We start from the raw sequence: 22,766 nt of genomic DNA, 5'->3' as shown, positions 1-22,766 counted from the left end.
GTCACAGCACCTTTCCGGAGGGCGAGGAGGAGGGCGTGGCGGCGGAGGTGGCGGCGGGCGAGGGGGAGGCGCCGAGGTCGTCGGAGCCGTCGGGACCGTCGGTGTCGGGGCCCGTCGTCTCCGGGCGGCGCAGCAGCGCGATCGAGCCGGAGACCGTCGTGGCTTTGAGCTTGCCGCGGCCGTCGCCGAGGGTGCCGGTGATGCTCTTCGTGCCCCACTGTCCGCTCACCCGGAGGTCCTCGAAGGCGTTGGAGACGGAGCCGCTCGTGGTGCTGGCCTCGACCTCGGCGTCCGAGGGGTGCGGGATCCTGAGCGCGATCTCCCCGGAGACGCTGGTCAGGCGGATGTCGGCGGGCGGTCCCGCCGGCTCGCCCGCGTCCAGGTCGATCACCATGTCCCCGCTGACCGTGTCGGCCTTCACGGAGGCGCCCGAGCCGTCGATGACGGTCAGGTCGCCGGTCACCGTGTTGACCCGCAGCGCGCCGGTGACGGTGTGGGCCTCGAAGGAGCCGGAGACGCTCTCCGCGCGGACCGGTCCGGAGAGCCCGACGAGGGTGGTGTCGCCGGTGACGCCCTGGACGTCCGTACGCCCCTTGATGCCGGAGATCACCGCACCGGCGCCGACCACGCCCACCTCGACGTCCGTGCCGGCCGGGACGGCCACGGAGACCACGGCCCGGCGGCGGAGCCCCTTGGGGTCGAACCACTTGAGGAAGCCCTGCCAGTGCAGGTCGTCGTAGGTGACGGTCAGGGTCGATCCCTCCTGCGTCACGACGAGCGGCGGGCCCTTGATCTCGGCGATCTCCAGGCGGGCGGCGCTCTCGTCGGTGCCCACCACGTTCACCGTGCCGTTGACGACGCGGACCCGGAGGCAGGTGACGGGCTCGGTCAGCGTGAGTTTCGTCGGCTCGGACACGGACCACTCTGTCATCGTGCTGACCTCCCGTTCGGTGACGCAACATATCGCGTCTCTCGATAGACACGATATATCGCGGTGCGGGGAAGTCAACCCCCGTTCGGTGGGGGCGCGAGCGGGCATTCACTCTCTTACCCGGACAAATTGGCCTAGCGTAAGGCCTCATGAACGCGACATCCGGATCGCGCCCCGCCGGGGCGCTGCTGCTCTGCCGTGCCGAGCCCGCGGCGGTCCGCCCACCGGCCCAGCTGCTGCGCGAACAACTGCTCCTCGCCCCGGCCGGTACCGAATGGAGCGTCGTCGTCCCGGAGGGGAAGCCCTGGCTCCACGGCGGCGAGCCCGTCGAGCGGGTCGTCACCGGCTGGGCCACCGCGCTGGCCGTCTCGGCCGCCACCTGGCCGGTCCTCGCGCTCTGGTGGGACGCGGACCGGGCGGGCTTCACGCTCGCCGCCGGGTTCCGCCGTACCGTCGGCTACACCTGGCTCGCGGACGGCACCCCGGTCGGCGAGGACGAGGCCATGCGCACCTTCGCGGCCCGGCTCGCCCTCGACCCCGTCCTCGACGTCCAGGCCCTCGAACCGCTCACCCGGCCCGACACCGACGCCGACGCGCACGCCCGGCTCGTCGGTCTGACCGCCGTCCTCGCGCGCGTGGGCCTCGCCCTGCCCACCGGGCTCACCCCCGGCGAGAGCGCCGACCGGCTCCGCTCGGTCGCCCTGGCGCAGGGGGCGGAACAGCTCGAATGGTCCGGCTGGCGCGACGCCGTGCGGGCCGAACTCGACGCGGTGGAGGGCGGCCCCTTCGGCCCGTATCTGCGCGGCCCCCGCGCCCGGCTGCTCGGCGCCGTCCAACTGGGGGCGGGGCTGCCCCTGCTCGCCTGGGGCATCGGCCGCCGCAGCGGAGGCTGGACGGCGGCCGGGGCGCTGCTCGTCGCGCACGGCGCGCTGGGGCTCGTGTACGACCGGCTGCGCGGTCAGTGACCCCCCGGAGGGGGTTGGGGACCTGCCGTCCTACTCGTCGTCCTCGTCCTCGTCGTCGAGGCGGGCCAGCCAGGTGGCGAGGCGCTCGACGGGCACCTCGAAGTCGGGGTTGAGATCGACGAACGTACGCAGCTGCTCGGCGAGCCACTCGAAGGTGACCTCCTCCTCGCCGCGCCGCTTCTCCAGTTCCTCGATGCCACGGTCGGTGAAGTACATGCGATCAGGATAGGCCGTGCTCCGCGCGGCCCTATCGCGCTTGTCAGCGGCAGGGTCTAGCCTTCTTCATCATCGTTTCGGGGAGCGGGGGGCCGCTGTGACGCACGGGATCGCTCGGATTCGACTGGACGACGGCACGCCCGTCTGGGCCCGCGTGAGCGAGCCCGAGGAACTGCGCCGGGGCGGAGGCTTCACGGACACCGGCATCGGCGACCGGGTCCTCTCCATGACGGAGGGACTCACGGACGTGGTGCGCGGCGTCGTCGGCTCGCTGCGCGGCGGGCTCGACCCGCAGGCACCGGTCGAGGTCTCCGTCAGCTTCGGCATCGAACTCAGCGCGCAGGCGGGGAAGGTGATCAGCGTCCTCGCGGAGGGCGGCGGCACGGCCTCGATCGCGGTCTCCCTCACCTGGACCGAACCGGGCCCGGCGCCCGCCGCCGATCAGGTCGCCGCCGAACCGGGCTCCGTCCCCGAGCAGAGCTCCTCGCCCGAGCAGGGCTCCGCGCCCGTGCCGGGCTCCGTGCCCGTGCCGGGCTCCGTGCCCGGTCCCGCGCCGGCGCCCGATGCGGGGGCACCGGGCCGCCCTGCGGTCGACGGCGCCGTATGAGCGCCTTCATGTCGCTCGTGCGCCCCGCGCTCGTACGCATCGCGGCTCCCGGTGACGGGTATGACGAGCACAGCGACCGGTACTGGGGCACCGGCTTCTTCATCGCCCCCGGCTGGGTGCTGACCTGCGCCCACGTCGTGGCCAAAGGGGGGAGCGCGGTGTGGAAAGGCGAGCGGGCCGTCGGCATCGTCTGGGACCGCGGAGTGACGACCGGCGAAGTCGTCCTCGCCAGCCCGCGCCCCGCCGAGCCGGAACAGGAGCTGGACCGCTGGGACTTCCCGGACCTCGCGCTCGTCCGCGTCCCCGACGTCCAGGAGGCGAGCTGCGTACGGCTCAGTGAGCGCCCGCCCGTGATCGCCGACCCCATCCCGGTCGCGCTGTACGGCTGGTCCCGGGTGACCGGCCGGCTCGCGATCCGCGACGCCGTGGGCCGGGTCCACGGCGTCGACGGCGAGGCCCTCCTGCTGAGCGGCACCCAGCCCGTGGAGGGGCTCTCCGGCGGCCCCGTCGTCGACCTGAACCGCGCGGTCGTCATCGGCCTCAACAAGGGCCGCGGCGCGGACGAGGGCGCCGCCGTCCCCATCACCTCCCTGAGCCGGCTCCACCGCGAGCGCGGCGGCGAGGTGCTCTCCGAGGTCATGCGGGACCACGACCGGTACCACCTCGCCCGCTTCCGCTCGCTCGACAACGAGGACGGCGACTGGACCAGGGCGCAGCTCCTGCGCCGCCCACCCGGTGCCCCGGGCCTCGACCCCGGACGCCGTATCCATCTGTACGGCCGGCTCGCCGAACTGCACCCGCCCACCGGACCCGGGGACGTGCTGCACCTCGTCGACGAGGCCCGGCGGCTGACCGTCGGCCACGACCTGCGCCCGGTCCTCGAAGTCGCCCCGCGGACCTGGCGCGAGGGCGTCGGACTCCTCCACGAACTCCACGAACCGAACCAGGAGTTCACCACCGACATCGGCCCGAACGCCGTGCTCGTGTACGCGGCGAAGGTCGCCCGGCACGTCAGGGAGCGCCACGGGGAGAGCGCCTCCGTCACGGAGCTGGCCGACTGGGTCACCGACGCCGCGACCGAGATGCCGCTCCTGACCCGCAGGGCCATCGCCGCCGTCCTGGCGAACGGCCGCCCCACCGGAGCCAGGGCGGCCAGGGAGGCCGGGGCGCGCGCCGACGTCCTGGTCGAGATCGACCCCCCGCCCTACGGCCGGAAGTTCCCCTGGCGGGTGAAGCTGCTCTTCGACGGGCACACCATCACCCCGCTGTACGGGAACGACGAGGGCGTCGAGCGCGAACTGCTCCCGGACATCCTGCGGGAGCCGATCGCGGAGGCGCTGGCCCGGGGCGACCGGGGCGAGCATCTGGCCGCCGTCGAGGCGCTGTTACCGCGCGAGCTCTTCGACCTGCCCCTGGACACGTGGCGCCTCTCGCCCGACGACGAGCTCTTCGACGAACGGTCGCTGCCGCTCGGGCAGCGCCGGATCGTCGTCATCAGGGACCGCGCCCGCGCCGGGCGGCCGCCGGCGCCCGAGTGGCGCAGACGGTGGCGGACGGCGGGCCTCGGACCTCTCCGGGCGGTACCGCTGCGCGCCGACGCGCTCGGTGCGCAGCGTGACGTCCAGGCGGCGCACCGGATCCGCCGGGAGTCGCGCCGGCAGGCCTGGGTGCGGCTCTCGGAGGCCGCGGACGGTTCGGTTCCGGTGTACTGCGGCCCGGTGGGCAGCGGTGACGGGCTCAAGGCCATGGAAGCCGCGCTCGCCGCCGGCCATCCCATCGCCCTGTGGCGCCACGGTGCCCATGAACACGACCGCGCGTCCTGCGCCGAGTTTCACGAGCGGGCCGGCCGGCTGCTCGCCGAGGCGGGCAGGCCTGATGGCCTGCACGGACCGGTCATCTCCCTGCGCAAACGGGTCGCCGCGGACGAGGACCTGTATCTGGACATGGACCTGGACCTGGACCCGGGACCGGGCCCGGATTCGGCCCCCGAACCGGCCCCCGGCCTGAATCCGGACACGGCCCTGGACGCTGATCCGGCCCTCGGCTCGCCCGTGGGCGGCGGTCCGCCCGCCCTCGTCCGTTCCGAGCACGCCTGGGCCGAGAACCTCGCCGTTCTCGTCGATCCCCCGGACCGCCCGCCGCACGAAGACCCGCTCCAGGGACCGTCGTTCCTCGGCGAGGAGGACTGGTGACCCCCCGGCCACGCGGACAAAAGGTCCGGTTCGTGCATCGCAGAGGGGCGGGGTCGGGCGGTACGTTCGAAGGGCCGGGCCACGACACCGCAGCAGCCAGGAGGAGTTCATCGTGAACGATTGGCGGATCTACCGTGGTGCCGGCCACCCGCACGACGAGATAAGGCGGTTGCCCGCCCCTCCGCCGTGGCGGGACTTCTCGTCGGGCGGAGCGGACGACACCCTGGCCGGCTCCGACCGGCGCCTCGGCGTACGCCGCCGCCTGGTCCAGAACCACCACCCCCGGCCCGCCGAGACCGACGCCGTCAACGCGGCGCTCTACCTGCGCAGGCCGCTCCTCGTGACCGGCAACCCCGGCACCGGGAAGTCCACGCTGGCCCACGCCGTCGCCCACGAACTGGGCCTCGGCCGGGTCCTTCGGTGGCCGATCGTCTCCCGGTCGACCCTCCAGGACGGGCTCTACCGCTACGACGCCATCGGCCGCCTCCAGGACGTCCAGCTGGAGCGCGCCCAGGCCGGGTCGACGGTGCCCGCCGCGACACCGGCGGGCATCGGCTCGTACATCCGGCTCGGACCGCTCGGCACCGCCCTGCTCCCCTCCGAGCAGCCCCGCGTCCTGCTCATCGACGAGCTCGACAAGAGCGACCTGGACCTGCCGAACGACCTGCTGAACGCCCTGGAGGAGGGCGAGTTCGCCATCCCGGAGCTGGAGCGACTCGCCGACCGGGAGCCCGTGGTCCAGGTCCTCACGGACGACGGCCGGAAGGTCCCCGTCCAGGGCGGGCGGATCCGCTGCTCGACGTTCCCGTTCATCGTGCTCACCTCCAACGGCGAACGGGACTTCCCCGCCGCTCTGTTGCGCCGCTGCATCCGTCTGGAGCTGGAGCCGCCGGGCGAGGAGCAGCTCGGCGCCATGATCGAGGCGCACCTCGGCCCCGACGCGGCGGCCGGCGAAGAGGGCCTGGTCAGCCGCTTCCTGAACCGTGAACCCGGCGAGGTCATCGCCACCGACCAGCTCCTGAACGCGATCTATCTGACCCAGCACGCCCCGCGCACCGAGCGGGTGACCCGGGAACGCATCGCGGACATGCTCATGCAGCCGCTCGATCAGCCGAGGTGATGGCCGGATGCACCGGATGCATCTGGAAGAGCTCACCCGCAGACTGCGGGCCGGTGGTCAGGAGCCGACGGCCGAGGAGGTCGCGGACGCCGTCTGGCTCGCCCAGTGGCTCCCGGCGCCTGCCCCGGACCCGTCGGACGACCCCGGGCACGACCGGGCGGCGGAGCGCCAGGAGGACCCGGACGGCGCCGAGGTCTCGGGGGAGGGACGAGATCCAGCCATCGGCGCGGGGGACGATGCCCCCTCCCGTACGAGTACGAGTACGGGGACGAGCGCAGACCCCGGAACCGGAACCGAACCCGGCCGACCGCCCGGCGACGGCGCAGGACCCGACGGCGACCCGCACCGGCCCGCCCGCGCCACCGACACTGTCGACATCCGGCCGTTCATCGGCGGGACCACCGGCACCGTCGCCCGGACCGCAGGGGGAGGCAGGGCCCTGCCCGTTCGCGCGCCCGGCGCCAACGCGCTGCCCGGCCTGCTCGGTCTGCAGAAGGCGCTGCGCCCGCTGCGTCACTACGCCCACTTCCCGCTCAGGCCGGGCGAAGGCCTCCTGGACGAGGAGGCGACCGCCGAACGCAGCGCGGCGGCGGGCATGCTCATGCCCGTCATGCGCCCGGCGGCGGGCCGCCGCCCCGACATCCAGCTGCTCATGGACACCGGCCCCGCCATGGTCGTCTGGACCCGCATGGTCGAGGAACTCCGCCAGGCCTGCCAGCAGTCCGGCGCCTTCCGCGACGTCCAGGTGCACCGGCTGTACGACACGGGCGAGGGCGCCCCGCTGGTCACCACCACCTCCGGGGCCGACGGCCGGCCCCGGCTGCGCCCCGGCGACCAGCTGCACGACCCGACCGGCCGCCGCCTCACCCTGATCGTCAGCGACTGCGTCGGCCCGCTCTGGCAGCGCGGCGCGGCCCAGCGGCTGATCCACGAGTGGCCCCGGCAGTCCCCGCTCGCCCTCGTCCAGCCGCTGCCGCCACGGCTCTGGCCCCGGACCGCGTTGTCCGTGGAGCCGGGCCTGTTGCTCCGCCCGTCGTCCCCCGGCGGACACACCGGTTTCCAGCCCGACGAGGAGCCATGGGAGCCGCCCGCCCCCGACACGCGGGCGGTGCCCGTCCTCACGCCCACCCCCGAGGCGTTCGCCTCCTGGGCGCGGCTGCACGCGGGCCACGGCTCGGGCGGGGTGCGCGGCTGGGCGGCCCTGATCGCCCCGGAGCCGCTCCGCACGGCGACGGCATCCGGCCCGACCGCGGCCCCCACGGCTCCCGCAGCCGCGACCGCAGCCACGGCTGCCGCCTCGGCCACCGCCCCACCCGCCCGGCCCCGGTCCCCGCGCAGCGACGCGGAGTTGCTGCGGGCGTTCACCGCGGGCGCCTCACCCGGCGCGCTGCGGCTTGCCGTCCACCTCGCGGCAGCCCCGCTCGCCCTTCCCGTGATGCAGCTCGTCCAGCGGGCGATGCTGCCCGACACCGGCCCCATGGAGCTGGCCGAGGTCCTGCTCAGCGGGCTCCTGCGGCAACTGCCCGGCCCTTCTCCGTACCCCTGCTTCAGCTATCCGCCGCGCGTCCAGCACCATCTCCTCGGCTCCCTGGACCGGGGCGCCGCCGCGCTCGTGCTCAAGCACTGTTCCGAGTACGTGGAGCGCAACTTCGGCCAGGGCATGCGCAACTTCCCCGCGCTCGCGGCCGCCCGGCTCGCGGGCCACGGCACGGCCGAGGACGCGGCGGCGGCGACGGGCACGGTCGAGGGGACCGACGAGCCCACCGGCCCGGTCGGCACGGAGCCCGAACTTTTCGCCCGTATCCCCGCGCGCGTGCTCCGCTTCTACCACCCCGACCTGATCACCCCCGATCCGCTGGCCGCCGCCCGGCGCCTCTTCGACCAGTGGCTCGGCCAGTCCGACTCCTCGCTGCTCGTCCGGGCCCGTCGGCAGGCCGAGGCCGCGCTGCCGGACCACCCCGTCGAGGCCGGGATCCTGCTCGGGCGCGTGCTGTACGCGGAGTCCGGCACCGCCGCCGTCCAGGGCACCGAACGCCGCCGGGAGCTGCTCACCCGCGCCCTGACCGAGCTGGAGCGGGCCGGCGACCTGGCCGAGCCGGGCGGCGCGGAGTGGGCCGAGGCACGGCTCGAACAGGCCGTCGCGCACCACGGGTTGTGGCGGCACACAGCCGATCCGCGCCACCTCGACGACGCCCTGGACGCGCTCTTCGGCGACGTGCCCGACTGGCCCGAGGTCCACCACCACACGCTGCACCTGCGCCGGGGGCGGCTGCTCCTCGCGCGCGGGGACGGCGCGGCGGCGGCGACCGAGCTCACCACGGCGCTCTCCCTCCGGGAGAGCGTGGCGGCGCTCCTCGACCTCGCCGACGCCCTGCACCTGTCCGGGGCCGCCCCGGCCGAGGTCCTGCCCGTCCTGGACCGGGTGGGGGAGCTGCTCGACGACCGCGTCGCCCTGCGGCTGCGCTGGGCGACGGCGCGCGCCCGGCTGTACGACACGGCCGGCGACGGGCCGGCCGCCGACAGCGCGTACGAGGAGGCAAGCCTGCTCGCCCCCGCCGACAGCGGACAGCGTGGCCGGACCCTCATGGCCTGGGGCGAGTCCCTGATGCGCCGCGCCGCGACCACCCCGGGGCAGGCCGCCGTGGACCGCGCCGAAGGCGTGCTGCGGGAGGCCCTGACCAGCCTCCCGGCCGACGCCCCGGAGCGCTCCCGGGCCGGCATCCTCATCGGCAGCGTGCTGGCCCTGCGCTTCCACCGCGCCGGATTCCTCCCCGACCTCTTCGAGAGCCGCCACCTCCTGGAACAGGCGGCGCGCACGACGCGGGACATCGGACTGCGCGCGGAGGTGTGGCTGCAACTGGGACGGGTGAGACTGGAGTTGAGCGAAACGGCCCGGGACGGCGTCCTGGGCGACGCGCTCACGGCATACGAACGGGCCGCGGAGGACGCCCGCTCGGCCCACGGCGACACCCCGGGCACGATCACCGGCGCTCGTGCCCTGCACGCCCAGGGGGCCGTGCTGTTCCTGATGGGCAGGAACGGACGCGCCCGCGCGGCCCTGAGCGCGGCGGCCGAGCAGTGGCGCCGACTCGTGTCCGCCCTGGTGGAGGTGGATTGGAACGACGTCGAACGGACCAGGTCGCTGCTGGCCGAAGTGAGCGTGGAACAGAACCCGTACAGGCCCGCGCTCTCCACGGCGGACCGCCGCCGGATCGCACCTCCGTGGTGGGAGTGGAACGAGACGGACGGGTAGGCGAGGGCCTGAGGGCCGATACGGAGAACGGCTGAATAACGGGGGCGCACATGGGCGCAGTTGAGTCGAACGGGTTTCCGTCTTCCTGGCGTCGGGAAGAACCGCTCCGCCGCTACGACCGTGGGGGACAGGCGTCGGTGGGGAGGAGCCGAGGGTGTCGGAGCACAAGGAGTGGGCGACCGGTGTCGAGCGCGACAACGGCCGGTCCGCGCACCTGCCCGATCTCGCCGCTGTGGACCTGCAGACCCTGCGTGGCATGGACGATCCCGAACTCGCCGCCGCCGTCGAGCGGGTGCTGCTGCGCACTCCGGAACTCGCCGACGCGTGGTGCGAGGGTGCGGGAGACAAGGCCGCCTGAGCCGCACCACGACGACCGTCTGTTTCCGGCCGGATCCCCGCGATGGCCGGGGGGCCGCCGAAGGAGGCGGAAATGAACTTCGCGCCGCTGCCTGCCGGGGCCATCGCGGAACTGGCCCGCACCCGCCCCGCCCAGGCCGACGGGGCCCTGCTGCGCTCCGCCCTGCACGCACGACGCCTGCTGCTTCTCAAGGCCCTCCTGGTCCGCGTCCAGCGGGACCGCGAGGCGATCGACGCCGCAGTGTTCCGTCGCTTCGCGCAGTCCTGGCACCTGCTGGAGCGGGTCGAGGGCAGCCATCCCGCCGTCGTCCGTGAGGTGCTCGACTACCCCATGACGGGCGCGTGGCTGGCCGCCACTCTCGTCGCGCCCGCGGGGTCGGCCCTCGACGGCCACCTCGGCCGGCTGGAGAGCCTCGCCGTCACCGCCGCCCTCCGCGCCGACCGGCCACTCGACCTCGCCGTCGAAGCGCCCGACGGCTTCCTGTCGCTGCCCGGCGTCGGCCGGCAGGCGGCGCGGTCGGGGCGCGTCCGGATCAAGGCCGCCTCACGCGTCGCACGGATCCACTCCGAGGACTCCACGGCCACGGCGCCCACCGTCCTCCTGCTCACCGATCGGCGCAGCGGCACCCTCGTCGGACGGGGCCAGGACTGGCAGGGCCTGGCCACGCTCCCCGACTCGGGCGCCCGCCTCGACGACGTCGACCCCTATCGGGTACCGCCCGGCGGAGTGGGCGTCCCACCCCGTACCGCCGCCGCACGCGGCGAAACCGACCCCGACGTCTGGCTCGCACGCTGGCGTGCCGGGCACGCCCTGCTCGCGCGTACCGACCCCGGCCGGGCCGCCGAGGTACGGCGCGCGCTGCGGGCCGTCGTTCCCCTGGCGCCGCACGGTCACCGATCGCTGGGGGCCACGCTGCGTTCGGCTCCGGGCGCCGTCCTGACCTCCGTACCGGCCGGTGCGCAGGACATGGCCGAGACGCTCGTCCACGAACTCCATCACAGCAAGCTCGCCACCCTGCACGAACTCGTCCCGCTGTACCGGCAGGGCAGGGCCGCCGTGCACCGGGTCGGCTGGCGCCCCGACGCCCGGCCCATCAGCGGAGTGCTCCAGGGCGCCTATGCCCATCTGGCGCTGACCGATCTGTGGCGGCGCGCCGCGACCGCGCATGCGGTGCCCCGGCCCTGGCGGTCGAGTGCCGGGCAACAGTTCGACCATATCCACGATCAGGTGGGCGAGGCGCTGGCGATCCTGCTTGAATCCGATGAACTGACCAGTGAGGGGCGGGAGTTCGCCCAGCAAATGAGGCGGCATCACGCGAGCCTCGGCGCCGCCCCCCGGGCAGCTGGGTAACACTGTGCCCAGGGCACATGACACTGCGTTGCGCGTGAGCGGGACGGGAGACGTACAGATGGCGGAACAGCGGTCGGGCGGCAGCGCGGCGGACGACGGCGGCGGGGTCGCCCCCGAGCACGTCCTGGTGGTCTTCCCCGGCTACCACCGGCCGTGGGCGACCTGGATCAACCAGCGCCTCGAAGCGCACGGGGTCCGTGCGACGCTGCAGCGCTGGGACCCGCCGCGCGAGGTTCCCTTGGAGGACTCCCTCAGCGACCTGCTGCTCGCCCGCGGCCAGGTCCTGCTGGTGCTCAACGACTGGTTCTTCCAGCTCGGGCCCCGGCCCGCCGGCGAGTGGAACGACGTCCTGCGCGGCTTCGTCGCCTCCCGGGCCGACCGCTTCGCCGCCGTCAACCTCACCAACCGGCCGCTGCTTCCGGCCACCGCCGTCCTCGAACCCGTCAGCCTCTGGGGCGTCGGCGAGGAGGAGGCGGAAGCCCGTCTCCTCAGCCGTCTCGGCATCGGGCCCCGTCGCTCCGGCGGTCGCCGCGTCCCGCCCGGCGTCTCCGTGCGCTACCCCGACACCCCACCCGAGATCTGGGGCGAGATCCCGCGCCGCAACCCGAGATTCACCGGACGGGACGACCTCCTCGCCGAACTCCAGGAACGGCTGATGGACGCCGAGCGCGGCAACGCGGCCTGCACCCTGCTCGGCATGTCGGGCATCGGCAAGACCCAGATCGCCGCCGAGTACGCCCACCGCTTCAGCCCCGACTACGACGTCATCTGGTGGGTCAACTCCGACGACCGGAACATCCAGCGCGACCGCTTCGGCGAACTCGCCGCCGAACTGCGCCTGCCCACCGGCAACGACCCCGGCGAGCGGATCCGCGCCGTACGGGAGGCCCTGCGCCGCGGCGACCCGCACTCCCGCTGGCTCGTCATCTTCGACGGCTGGGACGACACCGACGGCGCCCAGGTCATGCTGCCCCAAGGGCCGGGACACGTGCTGATCACCTCCCGCAACCGCGGCTGGGGCGACTACACCGACGTCCTGGAGATCCCCAGCTTCGACCGCGCCGAGTCCACCGCCTATCTGATGCGCCGCGCCTCCCACATCACCGCGCCTCAGGCCGACGAGGTCGCCGCCGAGTTCGGCGACGTACCCCTGCCGCTCGTCCAGGCCGCGGCCTGGCTCGGCGAGTCCGGCATGGAGGTCCCCGAGTACCTGCGCATGGTGCGCGACGGACGGCTCTCCACGGTCGAGGACGCCGCGCTCGGCGACGGATACCCCAACGCCTCGCTCACCTCCTGGTCGATACTGATCAACCGGCTCCGACGCTCCCAGCCGCAGGCCATCGACGTGCTCAGCCTGTGCGCGTCCTTCGCCCCCGGCCGCATCCCCCTCGGACTCGTCCGCGCCTACCCCCAGGCCGACCTGCCCGAGGACCTGCGCTGGATGGCGACCGATCTGCCCGCCTGGACCCGCGCACTGGACACCCTCGTCAACTACTCGGTGCTCACCCGCGAGACCCGCGGCCCGGCCGCCAACAACGCCGAGATGGCCCCGCACCAGGAGTCCGTGCACATGCACCGGCTCGTCCACGACATCGTCGCCCGGCTCACCGACGGCGAACACCGCGAGGCCCACCGCAAGGCCGTCCGCACCCTCCTCGCCGAGGCCGACCCCGGCAACCCGCTGGACAGCCGGCACTGGCCCCGGTACGCCGAACTCCTGCCGCACATCACCCCGTCCGGCGCGCTCTCCAGCCGCAACCCGCGCGTGCAGACCGCCGTCCTCAACTGCCTCCGCTACTGCTACCGCAGCGGCGAGTTCCGCGCCGGTGCCCAGCTCGCCGAACAGATCCGGGACGCCTGGTCCACCTTCATGGACCCGCTGGACCAGCCCATGCTGGACCTGACCACACAGCAGGGAAACGTCCTGCGCTCGTTCGGTCGCTTCCGCGAGGCCTACGACCTCGACCTCGCCCAGCGCGAGCGGCTGAACGCCTCCGAGCCCAGGAACGAGCACGGCTCACTCCTCTCCGGCAGCGCCATCGCCAGCGACCTGAGATTCCTCGGCCAGTACCAGGAGGCGGAGCAGCTCCAGCGTCAGGTGCTCGGCGAAGCGCAACGACTCCTCGGCGAGACCGAGTTCTCCACCCTGGTCGCCCGCCACAACCTCGGCGTCGTGCTCCGGTCGCTCGGCAGGTACCGGGAGGCCCAGGAACTCGACGCAGAGTCGCTGGTCCGCTGCGAGCGCGTCCTGGGCAGCCGCCACGCCCACACGCTCAGCACCAGCAACGCCCTCGCCCACGACCTCCGGCTGCTTGGCCAGTACCGCGAGGCGCTCGCCCGCCAGGAGGCCAACGTCCGGGTGCACGTCCAGGTCCTCGGCCCCCAGCACCTGCAGACCCTGTTCGCCCGCACCCAGCTGGCCCTGTGCCGACGCCGGGAGGGCGGCTTCCAGCAGGACCTCGGAGCCACCATGGCCGCCCTGCTCGAACAACTGGAGCAGGTGCACGGGCGCGGGCACTACATCACCCTCGCCGCCATCAACAACTACGCCAACTACCTGCGCGAGCACGGCGACCTCGACCAGGCGAGGGAACTGGTCACCGAGGCCGAAGCCGGCTACCGGTCGCTCCTGGGCCCCGCCCACGCCGTCGCCACGGGAGTCCTCGCGAACACCGCGCTCGTCATGCAGGCCTCCGGCGAACGGGCCAACGCGCTGGCCATCCTGGAGGCCGCGCTCGCCGGGCTCACCTCCTCGGTGGGATCCGACCACCCCTGGGTCCTCGGCTGCGCGCTCAACACCGCCGCCGCCCGCAACTTCAACGGTCGGGTGGCCGACGCCGCCGAGCTCAGCCGCGACACCCTCCGCCGGGCCCGGCACGTGCTCGGCAACGAACACCCCCTCACCCTCTCCAGCCAGGTCGCCCTCGCCACCGACCTGCGTGGTCTGCGCGAGGTCGAGGAGGCCGGGAAGCTGGAGGAGGACGCCCTGCTGACCCTCACCCGGACCCTGGGCGCCCAGCACCCGCACACCCTCTCCGCACGCCAGCGCAACCGCCCCTACTGGGACTTCGAGGCCAACCTCGGATAGTCCCACGGAACGCCGGAGGCCCGGCCCCCCTCTCGGGGAGCCGGGCCTCTGAGCGTGTCCGTACAGCGGGTCAGGCGTCGAAGACCTCGTTGACCAGCTGCTGCTGCTCGGCCTGGTGGCGCTTGGCCGAGCCGACCGCCGGGGACGAGGAGTGCGGGCGCGAGATCCGGCGCAGGCGCTCGCCGTGCGGGATGTCGGCGCCGACCGCCAGGTCCAGGTGGTCGATCAGGTTGAGCGCGATGAACGGCCAGGCACCCTGGTTCGCCGGCTCCTCCTGGGCCCACAGGTACTTCTCGGCGTTCGGGTACTTGGCGATCTCGGCCTGCAGCTCGGCACCCGGCAGCGGGTACAGGCGCTCCAGACGGATGATCGCGGTGTCCGTGACGCCGCGCTTCTGACGCTCGGCCTCCAGGTCGTAGTAGACCTTGCCGGCGCAGAAGACGACCTTGCGGACGTCGGCCGGGTTGACCGTCTCGTCGCCGATCACCGGGCGGAAGCCGCCGGTGGTGAACTCCTCCGCCTTCGACGCCGCCGCCTTCAGACGCAGCATCGACTTCGGGGTGAAGACGATCAGCGGCTTGTGGTGCGGGTTGTGGACCTGCCAGCGCAGCAGGTGGAAGTAGTTCGACGGCAGGGTCGGCATCGCGACCGTCATGTTGTCCTGCGCGCACATCTGCAGGAAGCGCTCCGGGCGCGCGGACGAGTGGTCCGGGCCCTGGCCCTCGTAGCCGTGCGGCAGGAGCAGCGTGACGCCGGAGGTCTGGCCCCACTTCTGCTCGGCCGAGGAGATGAACTCGTCGACGACGGTCTGCGCGCCGTTGACGAAGTCACCGAACTGGGCCTCCCAGATGACCAGGGCGTCCGGGCGGGCCAGCGAGTAGCCGTACTCGAAGCCCATCGCCGCGTACTCGCTGAGCAGCGAGTCGTAGACGTTGTAGTGGGCCTGGTCGTCGGGGTTCAGGTAGAGCAGCGGGGTGTAGTCCTCGCCGGTCTCCTGGTCCACCAGGACCGCGTGGCGCTGACCGAAGGTGCCGCGGCGGGAGTCCTGGCCGGACAGCCGGACCGGGGTGCCCTCCATCAGCAGCGAGCCGATGGCGAGGGTCTCGCCGAAGCCCCAGTCGATCGTGCCGTCGTCGATGGAGGCCGCACGGCGCTGCATCTGCGGCATCAGACGCGGGTGGACCGTGATCCGCTCCGGGATGTTCACCTGCGACTCGGCGATCCGCTTCACGACCTCCTGGGAGACCGCGGTGGTGACGGCGACGGGGAACTCCGGCTGGGCGTCCGGGATGTGCGTCGGGGCCGGGGCGGAGGTGGCCTCGCGGACCTCCGCGAAGACCTTCTCCAGCTGGCCCTGGAAGTCCTGGAGCGCCTGCTCGGCCTCTTCCAGGGTGATGTCGCCGCGACCGATCAGAGACTCGGTGTACAGCTTGCGCACCGAACGCTTCTTGTCGATCAGGTTGTACATCTGCGGGTTGGTGAACTGCGGGTTGTCGCCCTCGTTGTGACCGCGGCGGCGGTAGCAGATGAGGTCGATCACGACGTCCTTGTTGAACGTCTGGCGGAACTCGAAGGCGAGCCGCGCGACGCGGACCACGGCCTCCGGGTCGTCGCCGTTCACGTGGAAGATCGGCGCCTCGATCATGCGGGCCACGTCCGTGGCGTACATGGAGGAGCGCGACGACTCGGGAGCCGCCGTGAAGCCGACCTGGTTGTTGATGACGATGTGGACCGTGCCGCCGGTGCGGTAGCCGCGCAGCTGCGACATGTTCAGCGTCTCGGCGACGACACCCTGGCCCGCGAAGGCCGCGTCGCCGTGCAGGGCGACGGGCAGGACGGTGAAGTCCGTGCCGCCCTTGTTGATGACGTCCTGCTTGGCGCGGACGACACCCTCGAGGACCGGGTCGACCGCCTCCAGGTGCGAGGGGTTGGCGGTGAGCGAGACCTTGATCTGCTCGCCGTCCAGGCCGGTGAAGGTGCCCTCGGCGCCCAGGTGGTACTTCACGTCGCCGGAGCCGTGCATCGACTTCGGGTCGAGGTTGCCCTCGAACTCGCGGAAGATCTGCGCGTACGACTTGCCCACGATGTTCGCCAGGACGTTCAGCCGGCCGCGGTGGGCCATGCCGATGACGACCTCGTCCAGGCGGGACTCGGCGGCGGAGTCGATGACCGCGTCGAGCAGCGGGATGACGGACTCGCCGCCCTCCAGGGAGAACCGCTTCTGACCGACGTACTTGGTCTGCAGGAAGGTCTCGAAGGCCTCCGCCGCGTTCAGGCGGCGCAGGATCCGCAGCTGCTCCTCGCGCTCCGGCTTGGAGTGCGAGCGCTCGACGCGGTCCTGGATCCACTTGCGCTGCTTCGGGTCCTGGATGTGCATGAACTCGACGCCGGTGGTGCGGCAGTACGAGTCGCGCAGCACGCCGAGGATGTCGCGGAGCTTCATCATCGACTTGCCCGCGAACCCACCGACCGCGAACTCGCGCTCCAGGTCCCAGAGCGTCAGTCCGTGCTCGGTGATGTCCAGGTCGGGGTGCTTGCGCTGGCGGTACTCCAGCGGGTCGGTGTCGGCCATGACGTGGCCGCGGACCCGGTAGGAGTGGATCAGCTCGAAGACGCGCGCGGCCTTGGTGACGTCGTCGTCGTGCGAGGCGTCGATGTCCTTGAGCCAGCGGACCGGCTCGTAGGGGATGCGCAGGGCCTTGAAGATGTCGTCGTAGAAGCCCTCCTCGCCGAGGAGGTAGTTCGCGACGACGCGCAGGAACTCGCCGGAGGCGGCGCCCTGGATGACGCGGTGGTCGTACGTCGAGGTCAGCGTCATGACCTTGGAGATGCCCAGCTTGTTCAGGGTGTCCTGGGAGGTGCCCTGGAACTCGGCCGGGTAGTCCATCGAGCCGACGCCCATGATGACCGACTGTCCGGGCATCAGGCGGGGGACCGAGTGGACCGTGCCGAGGCCGCCGGGGTTGGTCAGGGAGACCGTGACGCCGGTGAAGTCCTCCATCGTCAGCTTGCCGACGCGGGCACGCTTGACGATGTCCTCGTAGGCCTGCCAGAACTCGAAGAAGTTCAGCGTCTCGGCCTTCTTGATGCCCGCGACGACGAGCTGGCGGTCGCCGTTCGGCTTCACCAGGTCGATCGCGAGGCCGAAGTTCACGTGGTCCGGCTTGACCAGGGTCGGCTTGCCGTCCTTCTCCGCGAAGGAGTAGTTCATCGACGGCATGGCCTTGATCGCCTGCACCATCGCGTAGCCGATGAGGTGCGTGAAGGAGATCTTCCCGCCCCGGGCGCGCTTCAGGTGGTTGTTGATCACGATCCGGTTGTCGAAGAGCAGCTTCACCGGGACGGCGCGGACGGACGTGGCCGTCGGCACCTCCAGCGAGGCGTTCATGTTCTTCGCGACGGCGGCGGCGGGGCCGCGCAGCGTGACCAGCTCGGGGCCGGCGGGCGCCTCGGCCGCGGGAGCGGCGGGGGCCTTGGCGGCGGCGGGAGCGGCCTTGACCGGAGCCGGGGCGGCGGCGGGGGCGGCCTGGACCGGAGCCGGGGCGGCGGCGGGGGCGGCCTTGACCGGGGCCGGGGCGGCGGCGGGGGCGGCCTTGACCGGGGCCGGGGCCGGGGCCGGAGTGGCGGCGGGCGCGGCAGGTGCGGCCTGTGCGGGGCTCACCTGCGGCGCGGAGGCCGGGGTCTCCGTGGCACCGGGCTTGTAGTCGGCGAAGAAGTCCCACCAGGCACGATCGACTGAATTCGGGTCCTGGAGGTACTGCTGGTAGATCTCGTCGACGAGCCACTCATTGGCGCCGAAGGCGGCAGCAGGGTTCTGACCCTGCCCGTCCTGGCCGGTGGAGGTACTCGGGGTACTGGGGGACTGAGACGACACGGCGGTAACCGCCCTCTTCCGCTTCACAAGGTGATGGACAGCGGAAATAAAGGCTACGCCTCCCTGGCCGAGAGGTGCAGGCCGGGCACTACCAACGTCGCGCAAGTCACACTTGACGCGGCGTTTCAGGGCAGGGATTGGCGGGAAACAAGCGTGGTTCTGCCCTCTCGCGGGTACGAGACAGCCGGGGTGCGGCCCCTGGAGCATGCATCCCTGACCACGTCCTGATCGTGTCCTGTAAAAGACCACGCAGAAGACGTGCTTCCCGTTCGACCCTACGTCAACCTCGCGCCGGAACGCTGCCCGGAAGAGTGACCTGGATTCGGCAGCCACGTGACGATTCGGCCACGCCGATCTCGCCGCCGTGCAGATCCACCGCCCAGCGGGCGATCGCGAGCCCCAGTCCCGTACCGCCGTCGCTGCCGGGACCGGACTGAGCCGGCACCTGTCCACGGTTGAACCGCTCGAAGACCGTGTGCCGCAGCGCCTCGGGGATGCCCGGGCCTTCGTCCTCGACCTCCAGGGCCAGCGAGTCCGGCCAGTCCCCGCGCCGCGCCCGTACGGTCACCCGGCCGTGCGGCGGCGAGTGCTTCACCGCGTTGTCGATCAGGTTCGCCATCACCTGGTGCAGCCGCTCCGCGTCCGCGTGGGCGGTCAGCTCGGGCGGCGAGACGTCGAGGTGCAGATGGACGTCCGTACGGTTGTGCAGGCCGGACGTGGAGGACAGGCCGCGCTGGGACGCGGCGAGATTGGCCTCCCGGAGCACACCCGACAAGTACGGCCAGACCTCGAAGCGGCGTGCCTTGAGCGTGACGACACCGTTGTCAAGACGTGACAGGTCGAGCAGGGTCTCCACCAGCCGGCCGAGCCGCTCGGTCTGCTTCAGGGCCGTCCGCATGGTCTCCGGGTCGGCCTCCGAGACCCCGTCGACGACGTTCTCCAGGACCGCGCGGAGCGCCGCGATGGGCGTGCGCAGCTCGTGCGAGACGTTGGCGACCAGCTCCTTGCGGTGCCGGTCGACGGACTCCAGGTCGTCCGCCATGCGATTGATCGTCGAGGCCAGGTCGCCCAGCTCGTCGCGGCGGTCCGCGCCGCGCACCCGTCGGCTGAAGTCCCCGCGCGAGATCGATCCGGCCACCGTGTTCATCTCGTCGAGCGGCGCCGTCAGGGACTGCGCCACGAATTGGGTGATCAAGAGCGTCGCGATCATCGCGAAGATCGTGATGTAGCGGAACTCCGTGGAGGTCCGGATCGCCACCAGCGCGAGCCCCGAGGTCAGCAGGACCGCCCCGACGACCAGCGTGCCCAGCTTGGTCTTGATCGAGATCACGATCCGGCGCCTTCTCGGGCGCTCGGGGCGCTGCCCCCGGCGGCTCATGACGCCGGCGTCTCCAGCGCGTACCCGACGCCATGGACCGTACGGATCCGCTCCGCCCCGATCTTCCGGCGCAGGGCCTTGATGTGGCTGTCCACCGTCCGCGTACCGGAGGCGTCCGCCCAGTCCCAGACCTCGGCGAGCAGCTGCTCGCGGGAGAGCACCGCGCGCGGGGTGTTCGCCAGGCAGACCAGCAGGTCGAACTCGGTCGGCGTCAGGTGCACGTCGTCGTTGCGGACCCGGACCCGCCGCTGCGCGTGGTCGATCTCCAGCTCGCCCAGGCGCAGGATCCCGCTCCGCGGGGTGACGGCCGCCAGCGCGGCCCGCTCCACCCGGCGCAGCAGGACGTGCACGCGGGCGGCCAGCTCACGCATGGAGAACGGCTTGGTCATGTAGTCGTCGGCGCCGACGCCGAGCCCGACCAGCATGTCCGTCTCGTCGTCCCGCGCGGTCAGCATCAGGACCGGCACCGGGCGCTGCGCCTGGACGCGGCGGCAGACCTCCAGGCCGTCGAAACCGGGCAGCATCACGTCGAGGACCATCAGGTCGGGCTGCCAGGCCTCGGCCGCGTCGACCGCGGCCGGTCCGTCCGTGGCGGTCTGGACGAGGAATCCCTCCGCGCGCAGCCGGGCGGCGATCGCATCCACGATCGTCGTGTCGTCCTCGACGACCAGCACCCGCCGCTGCGCACCCGGAGTGGCCGCCGCACCGTGGTGAGTGGTGTGTGTCTGCTCCATTGCCCCGCCTCGCATCGCTGGTGTCGGCCAGCAGCCTAGAGGCACGGGCGGCGTCCCGGCTATCCAGGCCGGACGCCGAGGTGCACCACGTCAGGGACGCCCCGGGCAACCTGGATCTCTTCCGTCCGTACCCCGCTGAATCCGGCATTCCGCAAGGACGCTTCGAAATCGGCGGACGGTCGGGCCGACCAGACGGCCAGGATCCCGCCGGGGTTCAGACGCCTCGCGCAGGCCGCCAACCCCTCGGCGGAGTAAAGGTTTTGGTTGTCCTCGGTGACGGTCCAGTCGGGTCCGTTGTCGATGTCGAGGCAGAGCGCGTCGTACGTGTCCGAGGAGTCGTGGACGTACGCGACGAGGTCCGTGTGCAGGATCACGTTCCGTGGATCCGCGAGCGCCGGGCCCGAGATCGCGGAGAGCGGTCCTGTGCGGTGCCAGTCGATGATCGCCTGCTCGCGCTCGACCACCGCGATCCGGCCCCAGCGGGGATCCGCGGCCGCGTGGGCGAGGGAGAAGCCGACGCCGAGGCCGCCGATGAGGACCGAGGGGAGCGGGCCGCCGGGCGGCGGGTCGAGCGCGAGGTACGCCGCGTCGACGAGCAGCCGCTCCGAACGCCCGTCGGAGGTGTCCATCAGGAACGTGCCGTTGGCGATGATCTCGAAGTGCTCGTCCCGGCGGCGGAGCACGACCTCTCCGAACGGGCCCTGGCGGCGGTCGAGGGTGACGGGGCTGGACATGTACGCGCACACTCCCGGTCTCGGTGGACGGCTGTCCCGGCCATCCTCGCGGGGCGGGGAGGGCCGGGACAAACGGGATTCGGGGGGCGCGGCGCAGGATTGGATGGTGGATCCGATGTATTGGATCCAAGATCCAATACATCGGATCCAATCCCCTGGCGCCGGTCTCAGACGGTCAGCCCGTGGCCGTGCGGGAAGACCGGATCCACCGTGTCGTTCGGGACGTCCGGGCGGGCCGCCTCCACCGCCGCCATCGAGCGGGGCAGCTCGAACGGAAGCTTCCCCTCCGCCTTCGCCCGGCCGAAGGCCACGTCCAGCAGTGCCTCGTCGCTCGCCCCGTAGTCCGCGATCAGCGCCGCCGCGTGCTCGGCGATCTCCGGCAGGACGGCCGGCCGCTCCAGGTTGACGCAGACGACCGTCGGGACCGCCGCGAGCAGCGCCAGGATCCGGGACAGCTCGGGCTCGGGGAAGGCGAGCGAGCCGGAGTGGAAGAAGGCCTCGAAGCGGTTGGGCCGCTCCTCGTACGGGGTGCGCAGCCGCAGGACCGCCAGGTCCGCCCCGGCCGGATCCGCCACGACGTTCCCGTACGCCGCCGCCACGGCCGGGTCGACGTTCTCGACGTACAGCCTCGGACGGCCGGTCAGCGGCAGCGGGCCGTCGGTGAGGACGGTCAGCGAGCGGCGCTGGGCCGCCGCGCCCGCCGCCTTGAAGTCGGCGCGGCCGACCGTCTCGGCCGCCTCCTCCGGGTCGACGTACCGGCGCTCGTCGAAGAGCCCGAGCACGAACTTCTCCCGCAGCAGCCGCCGTACGGAGGCGTCGACGCGCTCCTCGGAGATCCGGCCGGACTCGACCAGCTCCACGATCACCTCGGGGCACTGCTCGCCGCCGAACTGGTCCGCGCCCGCGTCCAGCGACTTCGCCGTCCGCTCGGCGACGCTCAGATGCTCCACGCCCCACGCGCGCGCCTCGTGCGGCTCGCCGAAGATCACCGAGTCCGTCAGCAGCCCCCAGTCGGTGCAGACGATCCCCTGGAAGCCGAGCTCCTCCCGGAGCAGTCCGGTCACCACGCCCTTGTTGAAGCCGAAGCCGACCGCCTCCCAGTCGGTGCCGATCGGCTGGCCGTAGTAGGGCATCATCTGCGAGCAGCCGGCGGCGATGGCGGCCTTGAAGGGCTCCAGGTGGTGCTCCCGCATGCCGCCCGGGTAGATCTGCTCCTTGCCGTGCGGGAAGTGCGGGTCCTCGCCGTCCTTCTGCGGGCCGCCGCCGGGGAAGTGCTTGACCATGGCCGCCACCGAGTCCGGGCCGAGCTCCTCGCCCTGGAGGCCGCGGACGTACGCCTGGACCAGCTCACCGGTCAGCTTGGCGTCCGAGCCGAAGGTGCCGGACTGCCGGGCCCAGCGCGGCTCGGTGGCGAGGTCGATCTGCGGGTGGAGGGCCGTACGGAAGCCGACGGAGAGGTACTCGCGGCGAACGGTGTCGGCGAAACGGAAGACCAGCTCCGGGTCGGCGATCGCGGCGAGCCCCAGTGCCTCGGGCCAGGCGGAGAAGGCGCCGGCGTTGAAGGAGGCGCCGACGTTGTCGGTGAAGGCGTGGCGCGGGTCGGTGGAGAGCGAGACCGGGATGCCCAGCCGCGTGCTCGCGGCCATCTCCTGGACCGCGTTGTGCCAGCGGGCCATCTCGCGGGCGCCGTAGGTGCCGAGCAGGTTGAAGTGGGTGAGGTGGCGGCCCTCGATCAGCTCCGGGGCGGTGTACGGCAGCATCGAGCCGTCGGTCTCGGTCACCGGCGTGCCGTCCGCGTTCATCATCAGCATGGAGTGGAAGAGCTGGCCGGCCTTCTCCTCCAGGGTCATCCGGGCGAGCAGGTCCTCGACGCGCTCGTCGACGGGGCGGGTGGCGTCCTGGTACGGGAGCGGGTCCGGGTGCGTGGGCATGGCGGGTCTCCTACGTGACCGAGCGGATGAACTGG

15 protein-coding genes are annotated in these 22,766 nt (G+C 72.6%); 8 read left to right on the top strand and 7 right to left on the bottom strand.

What is annotated here, in order from left to right; all coding sequences use genetic code 11:
* Nucleotide 1: 1 nt before the first annotated feature.
* The gene (locus ACF09C_RS17970; RefSeq protein WP_392092381.1) at nt 2-931 is read right to left on the bottom strand and encodes a DUF4097 domain-containing protein; all 930 of its coding nucleotides are present in this window, start codon (nt 929-931) and stop codon (nt 2-4) included.
* Nucleotides 932-1,080: 149 nt separating this feature from the next.
* Between ACF09C_RS17970 and ACF09C_RS17965 the strand changes: the two genes are divergently transcribed.
* Entirely contained in the window at nt 1,081-1,896 is an 816-nt protein-coding gene (locus tag ACF09C_RS17965) for a hypothetical protein (protein ID WP_392092380.1), read from the top strand.
* A gap of 30 nt (nt 1,897-1,926) precedes the next feature.
* Here the strand turns inward: ACF09C_RS17965 and ACF09C_RS17960 are convergent, their stop codons facing one another.
* A complete protein-coding gene (locus ACF09C_RS17960; protein ID WP_007266501.1) occupies nt 1,927-2,112 on the bottom strand; it encodes a DUF6104 family protein in 186 nt (61 codons plus the stop codon).
* A gap of 154 nt (nt 2,113-2,266) precedes the next feature.
* Between ACF09C_RS17960 and ACF09C_RS17955 the strand changes: the two genes are divergently transcribed.
* From ACF09C_RS17955 to fxsT, 7 genes are all read left to right on the top strand, one after another.
* Nucleotides 2,267-2,719, top strand: coding sequence for a CU044_2847 family protein (locus tag ACF09C_RS17955; RefSeq protein WP_392092379.1), 453 nt, complete (start codon nt 2,267-2,269; stop codon nt 2,717-2,719).
* 8 nt (nt 2,720-2,727) lie between these two features.
* On the top strand, nt 2,728-4,911 hold the full coding sequence (locus tag ACF09C_RS17950) for a trypsin-like peptidase domain-containing protein (RefSeq protein ID WP_392092378.1): 2,184 nt from the start codon (nt 2,728-2,730) through the stop codon (nt 4,909-4,911).
* Between the two features lie 112 nt (nt 4,912-5,023).
* Nucleotides 5,024-6,031, top strand: coding sequence for an AAA family ATPase (locus ACF09C_RS17945; protein WP_392092377.1), 1,008 nt, complete (start codon nt 5,024-5,026; stop codon nt 6,029-6,031).
* 7 nt (nt 6,032-6,038) lie between these two features.
* Nucleotides 6,039-9,284 (top strand): SAV_2336 N-terminal domain-related protein, encoded by a 3,246-nt coding sequence (locus tag ACF09C_RS17940; RefSeq protein WP_392092376.1) that lies wholly within the window; start codon nt 6,039-6,041, stop codon nt 9,282-9,284.
* Between the two features lie 154 nt (nt 9,285-9,438).
* Entirely contained in the window at nt 9,439-9,642 is a 204-nt protein-coding gene (locus ACF09C_RS17935; protein WP_362422241.1) for a hypothetical protein, read from the top strand.
* Nucleotides 9,643-9,714: 72 nt separating this feature from the next.
* Nucleotides 9,715-10,992: an aKG-HExxH-type peptide beta-hydroxylase gene (locus ACF09C_RS17930; RefSeq protein ID WP_392092375.1), complete on the top strand. Its 1,278-nt coding sequence runs from the start codon at nt 9,715-9,717 to the stop codon at nt 10,990-10,992.
* Between the two features lie 58 nt (nt 10,993-11,050).
* Nucleotides 11,051-14,080 carry an FxSxx-COOH system tetratricopeptide repeat protein gene (gene fxsT, locus ACF09C_RS17925; protein ID WP_392092374.1) on the top strand — a complete coding sequence of 1,010 codons (3,030 nt, stop codon included), beginning with the start codon at nt 11,051-11,053 and terminating at the stop codon, nt 14,078-14,080.
* Nucleotides 14,081-14,150: 70 nt separating this feature from the next.
* Here the strand turns inward: fxsT and ACF09C_RS17920 are convergent, their stop codons facing one another.
* The 5 genes from ACF09C_RS17920 to ACF09C_RS17900 all read right to left on the bottom strand — a co-directional run bounded on the left by ACF09C_RS17920 (nt 14,151) and on the right by ACF09C_RS17900 (nt 22,731).
* The gene (locus ACF09C_RS17920; protein ID WP_392092373.1) at nt 14,151-17,954 is read right to left on the bottom strand and encodes a multifunctional oxoglutarate decarboxylase/oxoglutarate dehydrogenase thiamine pyrophosphate-binding subunit/dihydrolipoyllysine-residue succinyltransferase subunit; all 3,804 of its coding nucleotides are present in this window, start codon (nt 17,952-17,954) and stop codon (nt 14,151-14,153) included.
* A 280-nt stretch (nt 17,955-18,234) separates the two neighbouring features.
* The gene (locus ACF09C_RS17915; RefSeq protein WP_392092372.1) at nt 18,235-19,332 is read right to left on the bottom strand and encodes an ATP-binding protein; all 1,098 of its coding nucleotides are present in this window, start codon (nt 19,330-19,332) and stop codon (nt 18,235-18,237) included.
* Nucleotides 19,329-20,066, bottom strand: a complete 738-nt coding sequence (locus ACF09C_RS17910; protein WP_362422256.1) for a response regulator transcription factor — start codon at nt 20,064-20,066, stop codon at nt 19,329-19,331. The genes ACF09C_RS17915 and ACF09C_RS17910 overlap by 4 nt, the downstream gene beginning before the upstream one ends.
* Nucleotides 20,067-20,125: 59 nt before the next feature.
* Nucleotides 20,126-20,800 (bottom strand): spermidine synthase, encoded by a 675-nt coding sequence (locus tag ACF09C_RS17905; protein WP_392092371.1) that lies wholly within the window; start codon nt 20,798-20,800, stop codon nt 20,126-20,128.
* A 167-nt stretch (nt 20,801-20,967) separates the two neighbouring features.
* Complete coding sequence (locus ACF09C_RS17900; protein ID WP_392092370.1) at nt 20,968-22,731, bottom strand: glycoside hydrolase family 3 protein; 1,764 nt, start codon at nt 22,729-22,731, stop codon at nt 20,968-20,970.
* Nucleotides 22,732-22,766 lie beyond the last annotated feature (35 nt).

The sequence above is a fragment of the Streptomyces sp. NPDC014870 genome (assembly GCF_043081505.1).
Lineage (GTDB): Bacteria > Actinomycetota > Actinomycetes > Streptomycetales > Streptomycetaceae > Streptomyces.
Note: the sequence above shows the minus strand (reverse complement) of the source record. Positions and strands in the feature narration are given on the sequence as shown.